General features: G+C 54.8%; 1 protein-coding gene. It reads left to right on the top strand.

Annotated features, from left to right (window positions below; all coding sequences use genetic code 11):
* A partial coding sequence (locus AC4HNJ_RS21640; protein ID WP_490481688.1) for a pre-peptidase C-terminal domain-containing protein occupies positions 1–434 on the top strand: 434 nt, incomplete at both ends.

Raw genomic sequence — 434 nt, 5'->3', positions numbered from 1 at the left:
TACCTGTCAGTGGGACTTACACCGTTGTGGTGGATAGCACGGATGGCGTTCCAGCAAGTGGTCAATTGACGTTGATACCGGGTGTCACAGGTACCGTGACAACTGGTGGCGCAGCCCAAAGTTATACCACCGGTGCGTCAGGGCAGGATGCTTACCTGACGTTTGGTGCAAATGCCGGCGACAACCTGGAATTTACGTTGAGCAATATCGGCGTGACGGGTGGTAACGGCAATTTGAGTGTCAGCATCAATAACGCTGCCGGCACACAAATCACCAGCAGTAGCTGTTCCAGCACCAATCCCGGTTCGGATTGCCGAATATTCTTATGGAACATGGCCGCAGGGACATATTCCGTCGTCGTGTCCCCGACGGGCGGGGGCACCATGGCGTTCAACGCATTGTTGCAACCGGACATCGTAGGGCCGGTATTAACT

Source organism: Dyella sp. SYSU CM1112 (assembly GCF_058216415.1).
The sequence above is the reverse complement of the archived record's forward strand: the minus strand, read 5'-3'. Positions and strand labels throughout refer to the sequence as shown.